Source organism: Phaeobacter sp. HF9A, from assembly GCF_011806385.1.
Classification (GTDB): domain Bacteria; phylum Pseudomonadota; class Alphaproteobacteria; order Rhodobacterales; family Rhodobacteraceae; genus Epibacterium.
Map to the genome: position 1 here is coordinate 1 of NZ_JAATOX010000077.1, position 19,541 is coordinate 19,541.

The following is a 19,541-nucleotide window of genomic DNA, read 5'->3' on the forward strand; positions in this document are numbered from 1 at the left end:
CGGAACTGACCGAGAGCGCGCCGAAACCCTGACGGACGCCGGCGCGGCAGGGTTTCAGACGTGGCGCGACGTTACTCCGACTCGTCGTGATAAACGGGCTGGTAGATCTGGCCCTGGATCAGGGCCGCGAGGTCTTGGGGTTCCTCGACGCCAGCGAGCCCGCGATCAAAGATGTCACGCGCAATGGCGATGGCGACGCGGGTTTCGGTATCGAGCATATTCCGTTGCCGGGGAAACAGCATCCCCTGCTGGCGGTCGGTTTCGCTGACCTGCTCCGCACAGCCCCTTGCCGCCGCGATGAACATCTTGTCGTCGATGGTCTTTGCCTTGGTCGCGTAGACCGCCAGCCCGAGGGCCGGGAATACGTAGAAGTTGTTCGCCTGGCCGGGGTGGAAGGTCTGGCCGTTGAACTCGACATCCGGAAACTGCACGCCGCAGGCCACCAACGCCCTGCCATCGGTCCATGTATAGGCGTCCTTGGGCGTGCATTCCGCGTTGGCTGTGGGGTTGGACAGCGGAAAGATCACCGGGCGCGCGCACTGGCTGGCCATCGCTTTCACGACGCCTTCGGTAAAGAGACCGCCGACGGTGCTCACGCCGATCAGGACCGTCGGTTTGCAGGCCGTGACCGCGCGCTCAAGGTCGGTTTCGTCCTTGAGATCCTTGGCATAGGGGGTCTGGTAGACATTCAGGTCATCGCGCGTTTTGGTCAGCAGACCGCCCGCATCGAACAGGGCAATCGCGTCATGTGCCTCTGCGTCGGAAAGACCCTCGGTCTTCATCGCTTCGACGATCATGTTGGCGATGCCGATGGCGGCGGAACCGGCCCCGGCGAACAACACGCGCTGGTCTTTCAGCGCCTCGCCCTTGATCTGAAGCGCGGTGATCAGCCCCGCGATGGTCACGCTTGCGGTGCCCTGGATGTCGTCGTTGTAGATCAGGTAATTGTCCTTGTAGCGGTCGAACAACCGCAGCGCGTCGGTGCCTTTCCAGTCCTCGAAATGGATGCAGACGCCGGGAAACACTTCGTTCGCAGCCTGCATGAACTCGTCCATGAGGGCGTCAATCTCGTCGCTGCTGGCCACGTCCTCGTGCAGGCCGGGGTAGAGCGGATCGTCGCGCAGCTTCTGGTTGGTCGTGCCGATGTCCATGTGGATCGGCAAAAGCGCATCCGGCGGCACACCGGCGCAGGCGGTGTAGAGGTGCAGCTTGCCAATCGGGATCGGCGTACCGTTCGCGCCGATGTCACCCAGCCCCAGGATGCGCCCGCCCGAGGTGATGCAGATGAAGCGGATATCGCGCGTCGGCCAGTTCGAGAGAACCTCCTTCAGCCGGCCTTTCATGTGTTTGGTCAGATACATGCCACGCGGACGGCGGAAGATCTGACCATAGTCGAGGCAGGCTTCGGCGATGGTCGGGTTGTAGACGATGGGAATGAAACGCTCCGGGTCGCTCATCAGCACGGCGAAATACAGCGTCTCGTTCCGGTCGCAGAGCGAGATCAGATAGATGTAGCGTTCCAGGTCGGTCTGCTTGGCGTCGAGGTGGGTCATGACCCGCGACAGCTGCATCTCCAACGTGTCCACATGGGCCGGCAGAAGGCCGGTGATGCCAAGCGCATCGCGCTCTTTTTCCGTGTAGGCGGTGCCTTTGTCCTGGATGGGATCGTTCAGGACGGTCAGCAGGGGATGATTGCGGGAGGAGGTCATGTATTGGCTCTTTCGGTCTAGCGGGATCTGTGGTGCGGGGGATGTTCGCGCCCCCCGCCGTTTGCTCCGGCGCGGTGTCAGCGCGCGTCCGGGTAGGGATGGTCGATCGCGTCGCGGTCGGGCCGGTGGAAGAGGAACGTCAGCACCACCGAGGAGCCCGCAAGCGCCGCGAGGATGAAGAACGCCCGGGTGAAGCTGCCGCTGTTGCCGACCACCCAGCCGGTGATGACGGGCGCGGCAAAGCCGGAAATGGCGAAGAAGAAGTTCATCAGCCCCAGCGCCGTGGCGGAGCGGTCGGGCGCAATGTCCACGTTGACCGCGTAGTAGACCGCGTTCGCGCCCATGGAGGCGGCAAGCGACACGGTGATCAGCGCCAACGCCACCCACAGGGTCGAGGTGAAGGCCGCGGGCAGGATCACCACAGCGGCGATGAGCTGGGTGATGATGATGAACCAGCTGCGCGCGATCCGAAGGCTGTGGGTTTTCTCCAGCATCCGATCAGACAGATTGCCAAGGACCAGCAGCACGACACCGGCCACCGCCCAGGGCACAAAGGAGAACCAACCGGCACTTGCCACGGGGACCGAGAATTTCTGTTCCAGAAAGCCCGGCAGCCAGGTCATGAAGAAGAACAGGAAGTAGCCGAAGACGAAGAACGCCCAGTAGTTGGACAGCAGCGTCCGGTTGGTGAAGAGCCGCTTCCATGTGGTCTCGGTCGCATTGTCCGAACGGGCTGGCACGACGTTGCCTTCGCCGCGCGCCGCGTCGATGTCTTCGCCTTCCTGCTGCCGGATATGTGCCAGCTCGGCCTGGTTCACATGGGTCGAGTCCTCGGGCCGGTTGCGAAACATCCAGAACCAGAGCGGGAACCACACAAGGCTTGCTGCACCGAGGATCCAGTAGAGCGAACGCCAGTCGGTGAAGGAGAGGATGCCGCTGACGATGGGGCCGCCGATGGCCAGGGCCAGCGGCACCGCCGCCAGCGAGAACCCAAGCGCCCGGGCGCGTTCCTTGGGCGAGAGCCAATGGGCGACCGCGCCGGTCAGGCCCGGAAACATCGGCCCTTCGGAAAGGCCCAGAAAGGCGCGCAGCGCCAAAAGCAGGAAGAAGCTGGAGCCCACAGCGGTCAGCGCGCTCGACACGGCCCAGAGGATGACCGCGACGGTCAGGATGATGCGCGGACCGAAGCGGTCGGTGAGAACGCCGCCGATAAAGGTGGTGAACATGTAGCCCACGCCAAACGCGCCGAGGATCAGACCCTTCTGGCTGGACGTGAGTGACAGATCTTTGGCGATCGGGTCGATGGCATAGGAAATCGCCGCTCTGTCGATGTAGTTGATCACGACAATGGCAAACAACAGCGCGACCATGACCCAGCGATAATGGGTCATGGTCGCACCGGACTGTGCGGTTGGGAGAGTGGTCTTGGCCATAGGTTCTTTCCTGTATTCGGCGTTGCAATCCGCGCAGCACCGCCCGCAGGTTCCTCCCCACGTCAGGCCAAATCGACCCCCGTTCTGCGCCGTCTTCATGGCAAAGACATTGCAACGGGTTCTTGTCGTCAGCCGGTTCCGGACCTCAAAGAAATGTAAGGTTTCAAGTGAAAGCCGCTCCCGTCACCGAAACAGGTTGCTTTTGGCCAGTTCCAGAATTTCGTCGCCGCGCCCGTTCAGGATCGCGCGCATGCCGTAGAGGCTGAAACCGACGCCTTGCTTGGCTTCGATGGCCGGAGGCATGGCCAGCTCGTAGCGGTTCGAGACCACGTCGATCAGGGCGGGGCCGTCATGGGCAAAGGCCTCTTCCAGCGCGCCTTTCAGCTCGCCGGAGTCCTCGACACGAACCCCGAACATCCCGATGGCGCGCGCGACCTCCGCGACGTTGGGGTTCTTCAACGCAACGTTTTCAGGCAGATAGCCTCCGGTCTTCTGTTCCAGCTCCACGAAACCGAGCGTGCCATTGTTCAGCACCACGATCTTGACGGGCAGGTTCAGCTGCACGGCGGTCAGCAATTCGCCGAACAGCATCGCCACGCCGCCGTCGCCCGACATCGACACCACCTGCCGCTCCGGAAATGCGGCCTGCGCGCCAAGCGCCTGCGGCATCGCATTGGCCATGGAGCCATGGTTGAACGAGCCGATGATCCTGCGCTTGCCATTGGTCTTGAGATAGCGCGCGGACCAGATCGCGGGCGTGCCGACATCGACGGTAAACACCGCATCCTCAGCCGCCACTTCGTTGACGACGGAATAGACATATTGCGGGTGCAACGGCTTGCCGGACTTGGCCGGGGTCGCCAGATCATCGAGATCGCGGCGCGCGTTGACGTAGTGCCTGCGCGCCTTGTCCAGAAAATCATGCGGGCGTCCGGCGTCGATCTGCGGGGTGATCATGCGGGCGAATTCCACCACGTCCGCCTCGATCCCCATGGTCAGGGCAACACGTTTGCCAAGCGCGCCGGGATCCCGGTCGACCTGAATGACCTTTGCGCCCTTGGGGTAGAAGTTGCGATAGGGGAAATCGGTGCCGAGCATCAGCAGCGTGTCGCATTCCTTGAGCGCGTGATAGCCCGAGGAAAAGCCGATCAGCCCCGTCATGCCCACGTCAAACGGGTTGTCCCACTCCATGAATTCCTTGCCCCGAAAGGCATGCACGATCGGCGCTTGCAGCGCCTCGGCCAGCGCGACGACCTCGTCATGCGCGCCTGCGGTGCCCGCGCCTGCAAGGATCGTGACGTTCTGCGAGCCGTTCAAAAGCTCTGCCGCCGCCGCGACATCGCTGTCACCCGGCACCCGGCGCACCGGCGAGGGCGGCACGAAGGCGGGCGTGTCGCCGTCGAATTCCAGCATGGACACATCGCCGGGGATCACGATGACCGCGACGGTGTTGCGCCCGATGGCGGTGCGCAGCGCGCGATGCAACACGCCGGGCATCTGCTCGGGCGAGGTGACGAGTTCGCAAAACTCGCTGCATTCCTCGAAGATTTTCGTCGGATGGGTTTCCTGAAAGTAGCCCAGCCCGATCTCGGTCGAGGGGATGTGCGAGGCGATGGCCAGCACCGGCACCCGGTTGCGGTAGCAGTCATAAAGCCCGTTGATCAGGTGCAGGTTGCCCGGCCCGCAACTGCCCGCGCAGACCGCCAGATCGCCGGTGACTGCTGCCTCCGCGCCGGTTGCAAATGCGCCGGCCTCTTCGTTGCGGACATGCATGAATTCGATTTTTCCGTTTTCGCGCAGCGCCCCGTCGATGGCGTTGAGGCTGTCGCCGGTCACGCCCCAGATCCGCGTCACGCCGGCGGAGGCGAGAGTTTCTACAAGCAGCTTGGCAAGGGTGGTCATATTGATGGTCCTTTTGGGAATGGAACAAAGGGTTTTCGGCATGCAGACGGGCGCGCGCTGCGCGACGCGGGGTCAACTCTGCTCAGGTGGGTCGGGTTCAGGGTTTTGGGGGTTCGCCCTCTTGGGCAATGTGACACGCGCTGCGGTGCGCCCAAGAAATGTGAACCATGTCCGATTTACGAGCACAGTCACGCGATTGCGCAGGGTGCTAAGAAAGAAGATGTGCGCAGCTTCCGGGCGACGTGGTCGCCGATCTGCGTGGCGTCAGGGGCCAGTCCGGGGACGACCATGTGGTGTTTCGTCTGTGTCATGAATTTCACTCTCCATTGGCGCGCCGGGCTGCCTTGATGGCTGGCAGGACAACGTTTTGGGCAAAGCCGTGGCGTCCTGCTCTGCTGTCATCTAACTGGAGAGTGGATCTTTGGTCTGCCTTTCGCGCAGTTTAAACATTTGTAAACTTGGCGATTTCTCTGGGGGAGCCGGTCCATCGCAGAGGGCGATCCGCTGAACGCCAGCTGCGTCTTGGACCGGGTGGCGGGGCGCCATCACCAGGGCAGCGCCATTCCGGTATGCGGCGCGAAAGAAGAGCTTCGCGCCGCATGGGCGAGTTTGACGCAAGGATCAGCGCAGAAAATTGTCGCGCAGCAGCGAGATCACTTCGCGTGTGCGCCCGTTCAGAACCGCCTTGATCCCGAACAGCGCCGTAGAGGCCACCTGACCGGCCTCAATCTTTGGCGGCATGACAAGTTCCATCTCATTGGTGCGCACGTCGAGGATGGCAGGGCCGTCCGCGGCCAACCATTCGATCATCGCGCCTTCTAGGTCATTCGCGGTCTCGACCCGCCAGCCCTTGAGCCCACAGACCTGTGCCAACATGGCGAAATCGGGATTCTCCAGATGGGTGTAGCTGTCAAGCAGACCCTCAACGCGCTGCTCCATCTCGACAAAGCCGAGCGAGCCATTGTTGAAGATCAGGATCTTGACCGGCAGTTTCTCTTGCTTGAGCGTCAGCAAATCGCCCATCAGCATGGTCATCCCGCCGTCGCCGCTCATCGAGATGACCTGACGGCCCGGGTAGGCGGCGGCGGCCCCCATGGCCTGCGGATAGGCATTGGCCATAGTGCCGTGCAGCATGCTGGCGAGGAACTTGCGCCCTCCCTTGGCCGTCATGTGCCGCAGCATCCAGACCATGGCCGAGCCGCCATCGGCGGTGAAGATCGCGTCGTCCGCCGCCAGCCGGTCAAGCATATGGGTGACGAATTGCGGGTGGATCAACGTCGGGTCGCTCTCCTTCGCCTCGTCCTTGTAACCGTCAAGGTCGGCCTGCCATTGCTTGCGGGCTGTCTCCAGGTGCGATGTGTCGGTCTTCTGATCCAGCCGGTCCAGCAAGGCGTCGATGGTCGGACCCACGTCGCCGACCAGGCCCATGCCCACCGGCGCGCGGCGTCCGATATGGGTGGGGTCGTGGTCGATCTGAACGACTTTGTCCGGGCCGGGATAGAACTGCGTATAGGCGAAATCGGTGCCGAGGCAGAGCATCACATCGGCGGCGTCCACCGCCTCGACCCCGGCCTTGTTGCCCAGGATACCGATCATGCCGATGTTGTAGGCATTGTCCGGTTCGATGAACTCTTTGGCGCGGCTGGTGTGTGCGATGGGCGCGGCCAGCTTTTCGGCCAGCGCCACAAGCTGGGGCTTGGCGTCGCGCGCGCCGATCCCCGCATAGAGCGTGACGGTTCCGGCGGCGTTGAGCTTTGCGGCCAGCGCGTCAAGCTCCGCGTCCACAGGGCGCAGGCGCGATTTGGGGCGGTGAACGGACCACGGCAACGCGTCCTTGGTCTCTTCCTCGAACATGTCGCCATTGACGATGACGACGGCAACGCCGCCTTTGGTCAACGCCGCCTGTGCGGCCTGGACAACGATCCGGCGCGCCTGATCTGGGTGCGAGATATATTCGCAGAATACGCTGTATTGCTCGTAGATCTTGCGCTGGTCCAGCTCTTGCGGAAAGCCAAGGCCGGTCTCGGCGCGGGTCACATCCGTGGCGATCAGCAGGACCGGCGCGCCGTTGCGATGGCTTTCGAACATGCCGTTGACAAAGTGCAGCGTGCCTGGCCCGCAGGTGCCCGCGCAAACCGCCAGCTCACCGGTGAAATAGGCCTCGCCGCCCGCCGCCAGCCCGCCCACCTCTTCGTGGCGCACATGCACCCATTCAAGATCGGATCGGCGCACGGCATCGGTAAGGTGGTTGATGGTATCGCCAACGATGCCCCAGCAGCGCTTTGCACCGGCCTCAAGCAGGGCGTCCACGACGATTTCGGAAACTTTGGTCATGTGATCTGTCCTTGCGATATGAGGTTGTCAGCTGGCCCGGGCGCGGGCGAGGTCGATGGCGGGGCGGAAGCTCTCGGCCTGCGCGGCGCGCCAGAAATCGGCGTAGATCGTGTCGTCGGGTGCGTCGAGCAACGCGCCTTTGGGCAGGAAGGAGTGCACCTGATCCATGGGCAGCGCCTTTTCGGGGCCGTTGCGGTGTATGAGGTGATGGGGTTCTAGTGCGCTGGGATGCTCGAACCCCGCAGAGGCCGTGATCTCCATCAACGCATCGACCGTCTTCTCATGGAACCGGGCGGCGCGTTCGCCTTGGACTTCGGGAACCAGCCCACGTTGCCGTGCCGGGTCTTGTGAAGTCACGCCGGTCGGGCAATTGCCCATATGGCAGCGTTGCGCCTGGATACAGCCGACCGAGAACATGAAGGCCCGCGCGGCGTTACACCAGTCAGCCCCCTGTGCCATGCTGCGCGCCAGCCCCATGCCGGAATAGACCTTGCCGCTGGCCGCCAGGCGAATCTGCGATTTGACGCCTGCGCCCACCAGCGCGTTGCGCATCAGGATCAGACCTTCGGACAAGGGCATCCCGACCCAGTCCGACAGTTCCAGCGGCGCCGCCCCGGTGCCGCCTTCGCCGCCGTCCACGACAATGAAATCGGGGTGAATGCCGGTTTTGAGGATGGCCTTCATGATGGCGAAGGGTTCGTGCGGCTGGCCGATGCACAGCTTGAGACCCACGGGCTTGCCGCCTGACAACTCGCGCATTTGGGCGGCGAATTCCAGCATCTCGATCGGCGTCGAAAAGGCCGAATGGCCGCGCGGCGAGAGACAATCCTGATGGGCCGGCACCTGGCGGATCCTGGCGATCTCCTCGGTCACTTTCGCGGCGGGCAGAAGGCCGCCGTGGCCGGGTTTGGCCCCTTGGCTGAGCTTGATTTCGGTCATCTTGACCTCGTCGCGCTGCGCCGTCTCGGCGAATTTCGCGGGGTCGAAGTTGCCGTCCTTGTCCCGCGCTCCGAAATAGCCGGACCCCAGTTCCCACACGATGTCGCCACCGTGCTCAAGGTGGTAGGGCGACAGACCGCCTTCGCCGGTGTCGTGGTAGAACCCGCCCTTCCTGGCGCCAAGGTTCAGTGCGCGCACGGCATTGGCCGAGAGCGCGCCAAAGCTCATCGCGGAAATGTTCAGGACAGAGGCCGAATAGGGCTGTTTGCACTGATCCGAGCCGACGGTCACGCGGGGCGATTTTTCCGGGTTTTTGGCGGGCGCAATCGAATGGCCGACCCAGTGATAGGTGTCTTCATCCGTGTTGCGCTCGGTGCCGAAGGGCTGAGTGTCGGTCATGCCTTCGGCGCGGGCATGCACGAGGCGCCGCGCCGCAAGGGAAAAGGGCGTGCCGCCCAGATCATCCTCGACGATGTAGCTGTGAAGATAGGGGCGCAGTTTGTACCCCAGCCACCTGATCCGGCCCGCGACAGGATAGTTGCGGGTGATCGTCCAATGCGACTGGAACGCATCGTAAAGGCCCAAGGCGACGACACACGCGAGAAGCACCGCGACCCAGACCCAACCGATGACTATCGCGATCAGGCCAAGACACCCGGCGCTGATTGGAATGACCGCCCGTTTGCAGATATCGAGAAAGCTCTTCAGTCGGTCATTCATTGGATCGGTCTTTCTTTTTTGGGATCTGCCTCGATCCGGAACGCTTCAACAGCTATCCGGGTTCCGCTTTACCTGACAATTTCCAAGTTCTTACTTTTTTGTCAGGTCCGTGAATTTCATATTGGCTGTGCGGTTCTCTGGTGGACCTAGCATTTTCGACGAGTTGCATCAGCAGCCTGGTCAGTGTCAGCCGAACAAAGGGGCGCTGCGCCACACTCGCCACCGCTGCGGGTCTTGCTGCTGTCACAGCCAAGCTCAGCTTTTTATGGCTGTTCACGATCAATCCCAAACCTTACTTCGCGCTCGCCGTCATAAACCATAGGATTCTGCACGCTCCGGCATCAGACCCCAATCGGTTCAACAGCATGTCAGAAAAATGGGACGAGCGACTTTGGTCGCTCGTCCTTGTTGTGTTCACGCCCCTACTGGGGGTCGCGGATCGTGATGGCCGGGTTCATCGGGAAAAAGTTGTGCGGCATGATGTGCACGGTCTTCCATTCCGTCGACATGACCGGCCAGTCCTCGACGCGCGGGACGTGGTGGAAGCCGGCGGTGAACCAGGTCACGATGTCCTGGTTCTGAAGCGGCGCATCTTCCTTCACCCATTGTGCCAGAGTGTCTGTGCCGTCGCTCTGCATGGCGAACTTGCCGCCTGCGTAGCGTTCGTCAGGATTGTAGACCGTGTTCCACACCGTATTCTCGATGAAGGCGTTGCGGATCATCGGCGGGTCGTTGACAAAGTCAAACGGGCTGTAGGCGACGCTGCCGTGGTGGATCATGTAGCCGGGCTTATGTCCCAACGGTCCCTTGCGATCCGGGTCCTGCAACATGAAGTAGCGCGGCTTGAAGGACGAGACCTGATAGATCGCCTCGCCTTCCGTCTTCGGCATGCTGTGTTCGACCTTCCACATCGACCGGCGCGGCAGATCGTCGGGCACCTCGGCCGGGACGATGTCCATGGTCATGAACCGGTTCTTCGGCTGGTCGATGTCGAAATCGAGACGGAAGTTGAAGAAGTGATCATGGTTCGCCGCCACCAGATTGGGGGCGATGAGCGTGCCGTATTCCGTATCCGCCTCGGCCGAGGGGCTGTCCATCGAGGTCGCGTCAACGCCCTTTACACCGTCAAGGCCGGTGGCGCCGATCTTGATCTCCATCTGGCCGTTCTGCATGAAGCGGTAGTCGATCAGGTAGTCGTAGTTGCCGACCTCGGAGGCGGTGCGCACGACAAGTTCGGTTGCGGGGCGGCCTTCACGCCACCGGCAAAGATGCTGTCGATGTTTCGCAGACCCCGTGCGACGGCCTCGTTATCGCGCTCGATCAAGATGATCTTCAGCCCCGCCTCGCGGCAGGCTGCGGCAGTTCGGTGTCCAGCGCCTGTCTGGCAAAGTCGATAGCGGCTGCCTCCAGATCGGTGCCAACCACAAGGTCCAGCAGTCCGGCATCCAGGGCACGGGCGGCAGAGATGGGCTTGCCGCTGGTTGCCAGGTCTACCGCCGCCTCGATGCCCGCAAGGCGCGGCGTGCGCACCGTGCCGGAGGCGCCGGGGATGATCCCGAGGTTGACCTCCGGCAGACCGAGCTGCGCGCTGCCGCATGCGATGCGAAAGCGGCAGCCCATCGCAATTTCAAACCCGCCGCCCAGGGCATTGCCGTGGATCGCCGCGACCCAGGGCTTCTGCGCGGCTTCGATCTTTTCGACCACGTCGGGCAGCCGCGGCGACCGGGTATTTGTGGCGGGGGCCGGCAATTTTGCCCATATCGCTGCGGTTGCGGGCCTGTGGCGCATCGGCGCCGTGCCTGTCACACTGGACAGCGCGCTGCCGCCGGAACAGAGGCCGTGGTGATCTTCACCTCCGGCTCTACCGGCACCCCCAAGGCCGTGCCACACTCGATCCTCGACCTGGTCAACATGGCGGAGAACTATGGCCGCCACAACGCCGGGCTGTCGCCAAAGGACAATGTGATCGTCACCTCCAAGCTGAGCTATTCCTATGGATTTTCGGTGTCGATGACCGCACTTTACCACGGGGCTGCCCTGCTGCTGGGCAATGGCCGGTTCGATCCTGCCGCCATTCTGGATCAGATCGAACAGCAAAAGGCCACCGTGCTGTTTTCGGTGCCGACCGTCTACAGTATCCTTGTCAAACAGCCGCAGCGTGACCTGTCCTCGCTGCGCTGCTGCATTGCCGCCGGCGAGGCCCGCTCGCCATTTGTCGATGACGCCTGGGAGCAGATCAGCGGCATCAGCATTCAGGACGGTCTGGGCGCCACCGAGATCATGTCCTTTGCGCTTGCGACCCCCCGGGACGAACCCGGCGGCAGAAGCATCGGCACCATCGTTCCGGGCTTCAGCATCGAAATCCGCAATACCCATGGCCAAGTTACCCGCACCGGCGAAGCCGGGGTGGCCTGGGTGCGCGGCAACTCGGTGGCCGCAGGTTATCTTGGCAACCCGGAGGCCAGCGCCAAGGCGTTTCAGGACGGCTGGTACCGGACCGACGACATCCTGCGCATGGATGATGACGGCCGCTTCCACTACCTGGGCCGGGCCACGGACCTGACCAAGGTCGGCGGCGTCTGGGTCTCCCCCGCGGAAACCCAGAACTTCCTCAACGCCCATCCCCTGGTCGCCGAATGCGCCGTGGTCCTGCGCGAACATCCCGAACCTTTGGTGCGGCCCTATGCCTTTGTGGTGCCTGCCGCAGGCGCCACCGCCGGGCCAGAGCTTGAACAGGCCTTGAAGGACGCCATTCGCGGGAAACTCGCCAAGGCTCAGATCCCGCACAAGATCTTCTTCCTCGATGAACTGCCGCGCACCGGCAACGGCAAGGTGCAGCGCTTCGCCCTCTCGGACATGGTCCAGGACAAAATCAACCTTGACTCCATCAGGATGCACTAAGATCCATGACACATTCAAAATCCCTTCTCGCCAGGTTCATGCGGGGCTTAGCGTCCTTCGTTCTGGCACAGCGCCTCTTGGCCATCGTCTTGATACTGGCCGTCTCCGCCACCCTCATGAGCGGTCTGGCCCGCCTTGGCTTTGACACCTCTCCAGAAAGCTTCTTTCTGGAGGGGGCAGACGTCATCGAAGACTGGTACGCCTTCAAGGACAAATATCAGTCCGACGAATTTTCCTTCATCGTGGTGACCCCGCCATCGGTCAATCCCGCTTTCGTTCAGGATCTCGAAGGCTTTGCCGCCAAGCTGGAGGACATCGACGGCGTCGACCGGGTCACGGCGCTGCATAACGTCCGCTCAATCACAGGCGGCGACGACATCCTTGATGTGGGCGACTATCTGCACTCCGGCTTGTCGCCGGCCGAGGTGGCCGAACGGCTGGAAAAGGCACCCGCGCACCCCTATTATCGCGGGCTGTTCGTCAATGACCGCGGCACGCAGTTTGGTGTTCTGGTGGAAACCGTCAGCACGTTCTCCAACGCCGACAAAGAGGGCTTCACCCAAGCTGTGCGCGCCGTGCTTGCACAGCCGGAGTATGCCGCCTGGAACGGCATCGCCATCGGTGCACCGATCCTTGACGCGGACGTGCAACGCATTGTCGGCATGGAAAGCGGCATTTTCGGCAGCATCACCTTCGTGCTCGTGATGGCTGGCTTCTTTGCGGCCTTCCGTCACCGGCTGGCTCTGGTGTTGCCGCCGCTGATCGCCTGCCTGTCCATTGCCTGCGGCCTTGGCGCGATGGGGCTGTGGGGGGCGGACGCCGGTCTGCTTACGCCGATCGTGCCCTCTTTTCTCATTTCGGTCGGGCTGGGAACCGCGGCGTATCAGCTGTCGGATTTCACCACTGCCCGGCGCAAGGGCGAGCCGGTTCAGAAGGCAATCCTGGACACCATGGAACAGGCCGGAGGTCCGGCGCTGCTGGCCAACATCACCACCGCAGGCGCGCTGTTTGCGTTCTCCGGCTCGCGGGTGCTGCCGGTGCGGGACGTGGGCCTGTCTCTTGGCATCGGCCTGATGGCAGCCTGCCTCTTCACCCTGATCCTGTTCCCGCTGCTGGCCAATCTGTGGGGCCACCGCATCCGGGAGCAGCCGGGCCGGGCGGCACACAGCACCGTACTGGCCGCACTGGCAAACTTCGCCATCAGCGCACCGCGGCTGATTGCGCTCGTCTTTGCAGCGCTGGTGGCCGTTGCCATCGCCGGGGTCAGCAAACTGGAAACGGATTACTACTATCTGGGCACCTTCAAAAAGGACTCGGAACTGTTTCAGGCCCATCAGGCCGCCAATGCAGCCATCCCCGTCTCCAATGCCATTGAGGTTCTGATCTCGCTCGGCAAAACCGATGCGCTGAAAGACCCCGCCGCCCTGCGCGCCGTGAACACCATCGCGCAACAGGCGCTGGCGGCGGTGGATCAGGACGTACCGGTCAAAGCCTACACTCTGGCCGATGTGGTCAAGGAACTTTCGGAACAGACCCTGGGCAGCTACAGCATCCCGCATAGCCGCAATACCATCGCCCAGCTGATCCTGCTGTTCGAAAGCTCCGGCCATGATGAGATGGAGCGGGTTGCGAGTCCCGGCTTCGACGAGGCCCGACTGACCTTTCTGGTGCCGTCGCGCGCCTACAGCGCCTATACCCCGCTGATCGAAACCATCGAGGCCGAGGCCACCGCCGTGATGGCGGAGGCGGGTTACCCGGATGCAACAGTGGTGGTCACCGGCGTGGTGCCGATGTGGCTCGAAATCAGTACGTTCCTGACCGAAACCCAGATTTCCTCCTTCCTGATGGCAACTGCGGTTGTGGCGCTGGTGATGGTACTGATCGTCCGTTCCGTGGTGATCGGCTTGGCCATGGCGGCGATCAACGTCTGCTGTGTGCTGCTGGTCCTGGGGTTCATGGGACATATGGGAATAATCCTGGACCCTTTCACCATCCTGATCGGCGCAATCGCCCTGGGTATCCTTGATGACGATACCATCCATTTCGCTCGCAACTTCCTGGACCGCCGCAAGCAGGGCGTGGATCTGGACACCGCCCTGCACGGCACTTTCCAAAGCGCGGGCAAGGTGATGGGCATACAGACCCTGATCCTGGTGGTGGCTTTCATCGTCTACACAACCGGCACTGTACAAAGCCTGGCCACCTTCGGCTTTGTCACCACGGCCACGATCTTTCTCGGCCTGCTGGTTGAATTCACCGTAACCCCGGCGCTGCTCATCCTGTTGTCGCGCGGCAGTGCGCGTCGAACCGGCAAGGACCCGGTACCAGAGGCCGATCCGGGCAGTTACCGCCCGGTGCTGGAAATGCCGGACCCTGTCCGTCCGACGCAAAACTGAGGAGCGCCAGATGTCTTATCTCAAACCGCATGAACTCGCCGATGCGATGGTCGACACAGGGGCCAACAAGGCCAACCTGTCCACCAAAGACACGCTGATCCGGGCCTATATGGCCGGTGCGATCCTGGCCCTGGCCGCCGGGTTTGCGGTCACCGTCACGGTCAACACAGGCAATCCGCTGATTGGCGCGCTGCTGTTCCCGGTCGGCTTCTGCATGCTCAGCCTGCCGGGGCCTTTGGAATTTTTGAAAAGGCTCTACAAAGACCTCCGAAAGCAGAGCTGTCGCGAGATTTCTGCGCCTGGCACCTGGGTTCCCTTTTTTCTGACTCTTTTGTTGTACAGTGGCAGAATGTGAGTTCGAAGGTGACACCTATGCGTTCGATGAACCCCTGATCGCAAAAGATGAACGGACAGATAGCTTTGCCAGACTGGGAACCAGACATTCGCACATTGAGGTGTTTTATCACTGTCGCTGAAGAGCGGAATATCACCCGCGCAGCCAGTCGCCTCAACATTGCGCAACCGGCGCTCAGCCGGAAAATCGCCAATCTCGAACGAGAGTTGAACCTCGCGCTCTTTGAGCGTTCGGTCAGAGGGGTCGAAGTAACACCTGCGGGCAAAATTCTCCTGGATCGTGCCTACACGCTCTTTGGGCAACTCGCCCAACCCTTTCATGACGTAACCGCCAGTTCTGAACGGCCGGCCGGCACTGTTGTTGTCGGCATGCCCCCGACCCCGGGCGAATTCATCGCGCCGCCTTTATTGCGTCGTGTCAAAGAGCGGTTTCCAGACATTGAGCTGCGCTTCAAGGAAGGGTTCAGTCGCGAGTTGGAGGACTGGCTGCTCACGGGTCAGATCAGTCTCGCTGTCATGCACAACCCGCCGGATCGCGCGGATATCTCCAGCCAGGAACTGTTGATAGAAAAACTTCATCTGATCGGGCAGACGGGATCGCTAGACAAACCCTTCTACACGCTTGCAGAAGCCGCAGCGCTGCCCCTGATCATGCCATCTCGTGCCAACTACCTGAGATTGCTGGCTGATCAACACGCGGAACAGATCGGTTGCGAGCTCAATGTTACGCAACGGGTCGATGGCGTCTGGCATCTGAAGGCACTGGTCCGGGATGGGCATGGCTTCACGCTTTTGACGTTCGGAGGTGTTCTCACCGAGTTTCACCTGGGCACGTTGGTCGCGGCACCGATTGTCGAACCGGAAGTCCAGTGGCGGCTTTGCACCGCAATCAAGTTCGACCAGCGGCAAAATATGGCGATCAAAGCCGTTGAGGCGGTCATCGCGGATATCGTCGGGGAGCTGGTAGAAGGCAATATTTGGCACTAGGTGCCTTCCATACCTTCACGGTATGAAAGTCATGTTGAGATGGCATTTTTCGCATGACTTTCGTTCTGGCAGTCTTTTCCCGGTACAGCGATTGGAGGAATCGCTGAGATGGGAGGAGACTGCATGAGACCCCTGATATCCGCGACAGTTGTGGCGACTGCTCTGGCAAGCGCCGCATGTGCCGACACTTACAAATGGATCACCTACAAGCCACAAGGCGCGGGTGATGCACAGGCGATCACAACACAGTGGTTTGCCGACCAGTTCGCAGAGCGTACCGACGGCAAGCATGAAATTGAAATCTTCTGGGGCGGTTCCGTTGCTAAGGGACGTGAGATCCCCGAGGCACTGGCAGCAGGCGTGGGCGATTTCGGCGACGTGATCACGCCCTATTTTCCGGACCTTCTGCCGCTGAACAACGCCGTTGGTTTCTACATCCCACAACCGATGAAGACACAGGGCGTGGGGGAAGCGATGGAAGCCTGGCACAAGGACTACCCGCAGTTCAGTCAGGAGCTTGCGGAGCAGAATCTGCACGCTGTCGGTTTTCGACCCCTTGAAAGCTATGGCCTGCTCTGCACCAAACCGGTCCGTTCGATCAATGATATGGCCGGTTTGCGGATCCGCTCTTACGGCTTTGCCTACCCCGCGCTGATCGAGGCGATGGGGGCAACGCCGGTGTCGATTTCGACCTCCGATTCCTATGAGGCCCTTCAGCGTTCCGTGATCGACTGTACGCCGATCGGACCCGCATTGGCGCGCGGTTGGAAATATGACGAGGTGGCCAAATATTACATCGAAGTGCCCTTTGGCGCCTCGTTCGGCCATATCATCGCGATGAATCTCGATAGCTACAACGCGATGGACGAGGAAACGCGCTCCGTGGTCGATCAGCTCGGGCATGATTACCTGGTGGAATACAGCCGCATGCTGGATGAGGATGACGCGCGCGTGCGCGAAATCTGGAAGGGTGATCTGGGCGTGGAGGTCATCGACTTTCCGGCGGGCGAGCTTGAAGCTCTGGTCGCCGATGAGAAAGTCCAGGCGGTCCGCAACGAATGGATCGAAAAGGCCAAGGCCCTGGATGTTCCGGTCGATGACATCGTCGCCAAGCTGACATTCTGAACGTCGAATATTGGCACGGGCCTGGCTCGTGCCAATGTCGCAGGAGACTTCCGATGCAATATACAATGAAGGTTCGCGCCGGCTTCGGCCGCGTGCTGCACCTATGTGGGCTGCTGGCTGGCATCACTCTTTTGGCCGTTATGGGTCTGGTCGTTGCAAATGTGCTGCTGCGATACCTGTTCAATATGCCTGTTGCGGGTACGCTGGAACTGACCGAGGGCGCGCTGCCGGTCATCGTGTTCCTGTCGCTTGCCATGACCCAATACGAAGGCGGGCACATCAAGGTCGTGCTGCTGACCCGAAGCCTGCCGGACGGACTGCGCCGCGCCGCGGTCGTTCTGGCCATGCTGGCCGGGGCCGGTTTGTTTGCCTGGGCAGCCTATGCAGGCTGGAAGCTGACCCTGAAATCCATTGCCATCGGCGAAATCGAGCGTGGCTCGATCCGCTACCCGCTGTGGCCGATCAAGGGTGTGATCGCCCTTGGTATGGCGCTTCTCACCATTCAATTCGTGATTGACGCGGTTTTGGCCGCGCTTGGCGGCACGCTGCCCGATGCCGAACCGGAGGAAATCGAATGAGCAATCTGGTTATCGGTCTTATAGGGACGCTGGGTCTATTTGCCGGGATTCTGCTGGGCATCAATGTGATGGTGGTCCTTGGCCTCGTCGGGGCGCTTGGCCTTGCCGCGCTGGTCGGGTTCCACGCTGCCACGGCGTTGCTCTCGACCGTGTTTTTCGACACCACGCATTCATTCCACTTTTCGGTCATTCCGCTGTTCCTGCTGATGGGCTTTTTCGCCATGCGGGCAGGGCTGGGCGAAGACCTGTTCGAAGCTGCATCGAAATGGCTCGGCGGGTTGCGTGGCGGGCTGGCGATTTCGACGACGCTGGGTGCCGCCGCCTTTGGTGCGGCATCGGGGTCGTCGGTCGGCACCGCGACCGTCTTTACCAAACTCGCGCTGCCGCAGATGCTGAACCGCGGCTATGACAAAAGTCTTGCCTCCGCGTCGATCGCCATTGCCGGCACGCTTGCGGTCATGATCCCGCCCTCCGCGCTGGTCGTCGTTTATGGCATCCTCACCGACAGTTCCATCGGCGCGCTTCTGATCGCAGGCTTCATCCCGGGCATCCTCTTTGCACTGATCCTCTGTTTGGCAATCTGGGTGCGGGTGCGGATGAATCCCGAGCTCGCGCCGATGGAGACCACGACGTATTCGCTGCGCGAAAAGGTGGCATCGCTGCGTATGGCGGGCCCGCTGGTGCTGATCATCGTGGCCATCGTCTCGGGCCTTTACCTTGGCATCTTCACCCCGACGGAAGCGGGCGGGATCGGCGCGATGCTGACGCTGATGCTGGCGCTCATCCGGCATCGCGGGGTCAAGGGCATTGCCCTGAAGGACACGCTGATGGAGACCATGCGGACAACCGCGATGATCTTTGCCATCCTGATGTGTGCACTGGTCTTTTCAAAGTTCCTCGCGCTTTCGGGGGTCACCAACAGTGTCGGCGGGTTTCTGACAGGACTCGAGGTCAACCGCTGGATCATCGTCGCGCTGGTCGCGCTGATCTATCTTGCCCTCGGCATGCTGATGGACGCGCCCGCGCTGCTGGCAATCACATTGCCGATCACCCATCCGGTCATGATGAACCTGGGGTTCGATCCGGTCTGGTTCGGCATTTTCGTGGTGCTGCTGGTGGAAATCGGCGCGGTTACGCCTCCGGTGGGGATCAACTGCTTCGTGGTGCAATCGGCCTCGAATGGGCGGGTCCAGTTGGAGGACGTGTTCCGCGGCCTGCTGCCCTTCGTGATCGCGGGCCTGGTGATGCTGGTGTTGCTCTGCGCCTTTCCGCAAATCGCGCTCTTCCTGCCGGAGCGTATGCAATGACGGATCTGCGCACGGTTTGGGACGATCCGACGGTTGAAATCATCCTGCGCAGCACCGAGACCTCGCCATTCGGACGCAAAGTCCGAATGGCGCTGGTCGCCCTCGGACTGGGCGGGCGGGTCCGGCTGGAACCTGCGGACACGATGGCCGAAACCGATGGTCTGCGCCTACAGAACCCGCTGGGAAAAATGCCCTGCCTCCTGATCGGGAAGGAGGCGTTTTTCGACAGTCACGTCATCCTCGAGATGCTCGATGCGCTGGCAGGGGGCGGACGGCTGATGCCTCGTGATGGGCTCGAACGATTTCGGGTCCTGACCCGGGCGCGGCTGGCGGACGGGATCACCGACGCGGCGCTTTTGGCAACCTATGAAGACCGCTTTCGCACGCCGGACCAGACCTCTGAACGCTGGTTGGCCCATCAGAAGGGCAAGATCACGCGCGCCCTTGCTGCCTTTGAAAGCGATCTGCCGGATCCGGCGCGCGCGGAGCTGGTCCAGATCACCCTCGCCGCTGCGCTTGGTTATCTGAACTGGCGGCGGCCTCTCGAATGGCGAGAAACGCACCCCGAACTGGACAGGTGGTTACAGGATTTCGCCCGCAATCACCCGTGCTGGACAAAAACCGAAAGGACACAAGAATGAGCCGCTGGCCCGATCAACGTCTGCCCGCACCCGACCCCGCAACCTACAATGCCCGGCAGCAAGAGATTCACGACGCCATCGCCAGCGGTCCGCGCGGCGGGGTCCGTGGTCCGCTGGCGGTTTGGCTGCACCGTCCCGAGCTGGCGGCCAGGGCGCAGGATCTCGGTCGCTACTGCCGTTATGACACGGTGCTCGATCCCAAGCTCTCCGAACTC

Annotated in this window: 13 protein-coding genes and 3 pseudogenes; 9 read left to right on the forward strand and 7 right to left on the reverse strand. The window is 61.9% G+C overall.

Annotated features, from left to right (window positions below; genetic code table 11):
• Positions 1–71: 71 nt before the first annotated feature.
• The 7 genes and pseudogenes from HCZ87_RS13725 to HCZ87_RS13755 form a co-directional block, all read right to left on the reverse strand.
• Positions 72–1,709, reverse strand: coding sequence for an NAD-dependent malic enzyme (locus HCZ87_RS13725; protein ID WP_167644449.1), 1,638 nt, complete (start codon positions 1,707–1,709; stop codon positions 72–74).
• A gap of 77 nt (positions 1,710–1,786) precedes the next feature.
• Entirely contained in the window at positions 1,787–3,142 is a 1,356-nt protein-coding gene (locus HCZ87_RS13730; protein WP_167644450.1) for an MFS transporter, read from the reverse strand.
• Between the two features lie 183 nt (positions 3,143–3,325).
• Positions 3,326–5,044, reverse strand: a complete 1,719-nt coding sequence (gene poxB / locus HCZ87_RS13735; RefSeq protein ID WP_167644451.1) for a ubiquinone-dependent pyruvate dehydrogenase — start codon at positions 5,042–5,044, stop codon at positions 3,326–3,328.
• Positions 5,045–5,665: 621 nt separating this feature from the next.
• Positions 5,666–7,378, reverse strand: a complete 1,713-nt coding sequence (locus tag HCZ87_RS13740) for a thiamine pyrophosphate-dependent enzyme (protein ID WP_167644453.1) — start codon at positions 7,376–7,378, stop codon at positions 5,666–5,668.
• Positions 7,379–7,405: 27 nt separating this feature from the next.
• Positions 7,406–9,037, reverse strand: coding sequence for an FMN-binding glutamate synthase family protein (locus HCZ87_RS13745; RefSeq protein WP_167644455.1), 1,632 nt, complete (start codon positions 9,035–9,037; stop codon positions 7,406–7,408).
• Between the two features lie 422 nt (positions 9,038–9,459).
• Positions 9,460–10,308, reverse strand: a pseudogene (locus HCZ87_RS13750) (tyramine oxidase); the annotation flags it as partial.
• 61 nt (positions 10,309–10,369) lie between these two features.
• On the reverse strand, positions 10,370–10,741 hold the full coding sequence (locus HCZ87_RS13755; RefSeq protein WP_368484129.1) for an enoyl-CoA hydratase-related protein: 372 nt from the start codon (positions 10,739–10,741) through the stop codon (positions 10,370–10,372).
• Positions 10,742–10,816: 75 nt separating this feature from the next.
• On the opposite strand from HCZ87_RS13755, the gene HCZ87_RS13760 reads away from it, so the two are divergent.
• The 9 genes and pseudogenes from HCZ87_RS13760 to HCZ87_RS13800 all read left to right on the forward strand — a co-directional run.
• On the forward strand, positions 10,817–11,938 hold the full coding sequence (locus HCZ87_RS13760; RefSeq protein ID WP_368484130.1) for a class I adenylate-forming enzyme family protein: 1,122 nt from the start codon (positions 10,817–10,819) through the stop codon (positions 11,936–11,938).
• Between the two features lie 5 nt (positions 11,939–11,943).
• The gene (locus HCZ87_RS13765; RefSeq protein WP_167644461.1) at positions 11,944–14,334 is read left to right on the forward strand and encodes an RND family transporter; all 2,391 of its coding nucleotides are present in this window, start codon (positions 11,944–11,946) and stop codon (positions 14,332–14,334) included.
• 10 nt (positions 14,335–14,344) lie between these two features.
• Positions 14,345–14,566 (forward strand): annotated as a pseudogene (locus tag HCZ87_RS21340) (formate/nitrite transporter family protein); the annotation flags it as partial.
• 170 nt (positions 14,567–14,736) lie between these two features.
• Positions 14,737–15,675, forward strand: a complete 939-nt coding sequence (locus tag HCZ87_RS13775; RefSeq protein WP_167644465.1) for a LysR family transcriptional regulator — start codon at positions 14,737–14,739, stop codon at positions 15,673–15,675.
• Between the two features lie 123 nt (positions 15,676–15,798).
• Entirely contained in the window at positions 15,799–16,800 is a 1,002-nt protein-coding gene (locus tag HCZ87_RS13780) for a C4-dicarboxylate TRAP transporter substrate-binding protein (RefSeq protein WP_167644467.1), read from the forward strand.
• 53 nt (positions 16,801–16,853) lie between these two features.
• Positions 16,854–17,378 carry a TRAP transporter small permease subunit gene (locus HCZ87_RS13785; protein ID WP_167644469.1) on the forward strand — a complete coding sequence of 175 codons (525 nt, stop codon included), beginning with the start codon at positions 16,854–16,856 and terminating at the stop codon, positions 17,376–17,378.
• On the forward strand, positions 17,375–18,685 hold the full coding sequence (locus HCZ87_RS13790; RefSeq protein ID WP_167644471.1) for a TRAP transporter large permease: 1,311 nt from the start codon (positions 17,375–17,377) through the stop codon (positions 18,683–18,685). The genes HCZ87_RS13785 and HCZ87_RS13790 overlap by 4 nt, the downstream gene beginning before the upstream one ends.
• Positions 18,682–19,326 carry a glutathione S-transferase N-terminal domain-containing protein gene (locus tag HCZ87_RS13795; RefSeq protein ID WP_175582266.1) on the forward strand — a complete coding sequence of 215 codons (645 nt, stop codon included), beginning with the start codon at positions 18,682–18,684 and terminating at the stop codon, positions 19,324–19,326. Before HCZ87_RS13790 ends, HCZ87_RS13795 begins: the two co-directional genes overlap by 4 nt.
• A pseudogene (locus tag HCZ87_RS13800) lies at positions 19,323–19,541 on the forward strand (carboxymuconolactone decarboxylase family protein); the annotation flags it as partial. The gene HCZ87_RS13795 and the pseudogene HCZ87_RS13800, both read left to right, overlap by 4 nt.

What these genes read in the sequence shown, in the direction of transcription:
- HCZ87_RS13725 (WP_167644449.1), bottom strand. Translation starts at nt 1,709, where the DNA reads ATGACCTCCTCCCGCAATCATCCCCTGCTGACCGTCCTGAACGATCCC.
- HCZ87_RS13730 (WP_167644450.1), bottom strand. Translation starts at nt 3,142, where the DNA reads ATGGCCAAGACCACTCTCCCAACCGCACAGTCCGGTGCGACCATGACC.
- poxB (WP_167644451.1), bottom strand. Translation starts at nt 5,044, where the DNA reads ATGACCACCCTTGCCAAGCTGCTTGTAGAAACTCTCGCCTCCGCCGGC.
- HCZ87_RS13740 (WP_167644453.1), bottom strand. Translation starts at nt 7,378, where the DNA reads ATGACCAAAGTTTCCGAAATCGTCGTGGACGCCCTGCTTGAGGCCGGT.
- HCZ87_RS13745 (WP_167644455.1), bottom strand. Translation starts at nt 9,037, where the DNA reads ATGAATGACCGACTGAAGAGCTTTCTCGATATCTGCAAACGGGCGGTC.
- HCZ87_RS13765 (WP_167644461.1), top strand. Translation starts at nt 11,944, where the DNA reads ATGACACATTCAAAATCCCTTCTCGCCAGGTTCATGCGGGGCTTAGCG.
- HCZ87_RS13775 (WP_167644465.1), top strand. Translation starts at nt 14,737, where the DNA reads ATGAACGGACAGATAGCTTTGCCAGACTGGGAACCAGACATTCGCACA.
- HCZ87_RS13780 (WP_167644467.1), top strand. Translation starts at nt 15,799, where the DNA reads ATGAGACCCCTGATATCCGCGACAGTTGTGGCGACTGCTCTGGCAAGC.
- HCZ87_RS13785 (WP_167644469.1), top strand. Translation starts at nt 16,854, where the DNA reads ATGCAATATACAATGAAGGTTCGCGCCGGCTTCGGCCGCGTGCTGCAC.
- HCZ87_RS13790 (WP_167644471.1), top strand. Translation starts at nt 17,375, where the DNA reads ATGAGCAATCTGGTTATCGGTCTTATAGGGACGCTGGGTCTATTTGCC.
- HCZ87_RS13795 (WP_175582266.1), top strand. Translation starts at nt 18,682, where the DNA reads ATGACGGATCTGCGCACGGTTTGGGACGATCCGACGGTTGAAATCATC.